Source organism: Streptomyces sp. NPDC006739 (assembly GCF_042869815.1).
Classification (GTDB): Bacteria; Actinomycetota; Actinomycetes; order Streptomycetales; family Streptomycetaceae; genus Streptomyces.
This window is the reverse complement of the sequence record NZ_JBIAGM010000079.1, coordinates 1-2,708: the sequence shown is the minus strand read 5'-3', so window position 1 is coordinate 2,708 and position 2,708 is coordinate 1. Positions and strand designations below refer to the sequence as shown.

General features: G+C 68.6%; 1 protein-coding gene and 1 tRNA gene. Both read left to right on the top strand.

Translation table 11 applies throughout. The features are described 5' to 3' along the window. Window positions 1-573 precede the first annotated feature (573 nt). A tRNA-Met gene (locus ACFYMM_RS44280) sits at window positions 574-648 on the top strand. 319 nt (window positions 649-967) lie between these two features. Continuing rightward, window positions 968-2,608, top strand: a complete 1,641-nt coding sequence (locus ACFYMM_RS44275; protein ID WP_388398518.1) for a Mu transposase C-terminal domain-containing protein — start codon at window positions 968-970, stop codon at window positions 2,606-2,608. The last annotated feature ends 100 nt before the right edge of the window (window positions 2,609-2,708 follow it).

Below are 2,708 nucleotides of genomic sequence, written 5' to 3'. Positions count from 1 at the left end.
GGGACTCGACCTCCTGGCCAAGGCCCACCGCCACCCGATCGAGTCACAAACCGACGAGACCATCGTCCCGACCGAACTCACCGCATAGCCTCAAAGAAGAGATCACCGAGTGGCCGTCAATACACCACTCCAGCGGACGCGACCCCGGGCCCACTGCACCGACGCCTCCGGGACCGCAAGAGGCGTGAGGTTTGCCCGCGCTTCGACCGCTGGTACCAGCGGCGGCACATCGATGTCAGTGCGCGGACGCAGACCAGCCGCATCCCGCACGAATAATCCGATCACGAGATTCTGCGAGGTCCCGCTTCGGACCTGCCAGCTGGACGATCCTGCATATCGCATGACGGACATCCTCCGCCGCTGACGCGGCCTAGACCAGCGGATTTCGGAGGTCGCCTCGGGTTTGTTCAGCCCGGGCTGCGCCCTGCTGCCCTTCGTTGTGAACGTCCCGACGCACGGCGGCCACCAATCGCGCCTCCCAAGTGCTGCGCGCTGTCGCGTGCAGAGGTGAGATGGTGCGAGCGGCCCGGTAAATCCCTGCAGGTGTCGCGCGTGTGGCGTACGTGTCACCGACGCGGGGTGGAGCAGCTCGGTAGCTCGCTGGGCTCATAACCCAGAGGTCGCGTGGTTCAAATCCCGCCCCCACTACGTGCGATCTCTCGGTTTTGGGGCAGTGAGGTGAGAGACAGTGGGGTCTGGGTGTGTTGTTGCTGGTCGGTGGCGGTTTTGAGGCGTGGGGCCACTGTCCTGGGCGTGAGAGAACCGGGGGGTATTGCTGTCCTGGGGCGTTATTGCATGAGGGGTGACGCTGTCTCAGTTTCGTGAGTTCTGATCCGCTGGCCGAATGGGTGTTGGTGTGCTCGGGGGCGTGGATCAGGGAGAGCAGGGTCCGGCCCCGGAAGGGGCGGGTGGAGATTCGAGCGGGGCTTTGCCGGCTGTGTCGGTTCGGGCGTTGCGGGGGCCGGCGGTGCGCCGTCTGCTGGCCCTGCGGCGGGAGGGGAAGCTCACCACTGGGCAGGTGAGGTCGGCGGCGGACGTGCTGGGGGTGCGGGAGCGTGCGGTGTGGCGGTGGCTGGCGGCCGCCGAGCGGGACGAGGCTGCGGCCCGGGCACCGGGGGAGCGGGCCGCGTATCCCGGGCGGTTCACGGTTACTGATGAGGTCCGGGCTCTGCTGGGGCTGTGGAATGGCAACGTCGCGGCGGTGCATCGTGAACTGACCGCTCGCGCGGCCAGGGGCGAGGGCGAGTCTCCTCCGTCGATCCCGACGCTGCACCGGGCGATCCGTCGTGATCTGACGCCGGGGGAGCGGGCCGGGCTCGCCGGCGGTGAACGCGAGGCACGTAAGCATGATGTGTTCCTGGCACGGCCGCGGGGTTGGCGTAACAAGGTGTGGGAGACCGACCACATGCAGGCGCCGGTGCTGGTCGATGTCGAGGGCAGGGCTCGCAGGCCGTGGATCACGTGGTTTACGGACTGCGCCACCAACGCGATCACCGGTGTCGCGGTGACCCCGGTGCATCCGTCGCGGGAGTCGGTGCTGGCCGCGCTGCGCTCCGCGGTCCTGCGCGAGGACCCTTACGGCCCGTTCGGTGGCCTGCCGGAGAAGGTGCGGGTGGACCGCGGCAAAGACTTCCTGTCCCGAACGGTGACCGCCGCGTTCGATCTCCTGGACGTCACCGTGGAGGACCTGCCCGCCTACACCCCGCACCTCAAGGGCACGGTCGAGGGCCTGAACCGGGTGGTGGAGCCGATGCTGCTGGCCGCTCTGCCCGGCTACGCCCGCCAGCCGCGCCCCGGCAAACGCCTTTCCCGCCCGAAGGACGAGGTACTGCTCAGCTTCGAGGACTTCACCGCCCGGCTGCTGGACTGGACACGGTGGTGGAACACCGAACATCAGCCCGCGCCCTTGCGGGGCAGGACTCCGCTTCAGGCGTGGCAGGACGATCCCACCCCGCTGCGGGACGTGCCGGCCGCGGATCTGTGGACGTTCACCCTGGAAGACGCCGGCACCCGCACGCTGACCACCCGCGGTGTCCGCTTCAGGAAACGCGACTACGTGGGGCCGTGGATGACCGGCCAGGCCGGGATCCAGGTCCGGGTCCGCTTCATGCCCCACCACGACCACCGCATCGAGGTCTACCACGCGGCCACCGGCCGCTACTTGGGTCCTGCGGACCTGGCCGATCAGGCCACCGAGGAACAGCTCCGCGCGGTACGGCGGGCACGGTCCGCCCGCACCCGCCGTCTGAAGAAGGACCTGGAGGTCTCGCAGCGTGAGCGCTACGCCGTCGTGAACCAGCCCGAGGCTCCGCATCGGCTCGGCGCGCTGACCGCCGTGCAGGCCGAGGCCGAACTCGCCCAGACTGCCGACTCCGACCTCGCGCAGCTCGCGATGCCGGACCTCATCCCGCCCGCCGCGCCCCCGGCAGACTGGCGCACCCCTGCTTCCTTGGCCGCGCTGACCACGCCAGGCCCGCCCGTCCGGCACCCGTACGGCCGTGATGGCGCTTCCGCCCCTGCGATTTCTCGTTTCGATGTCATTACTAGTTCTCGCCTGGGTGCCATGCTCCTTTGCTGGTCAGGGCACAGAAGCGATGGCATCAGATGAGAAGCTTAGGCGTCGTTGTCTTTCCGAACCTGAAAGCGGCGTTTTAGCTGGTCAGGCATAGGGCCGGTGATTCCGTGGGAGTGGTGGCGTGTCGTGTCGT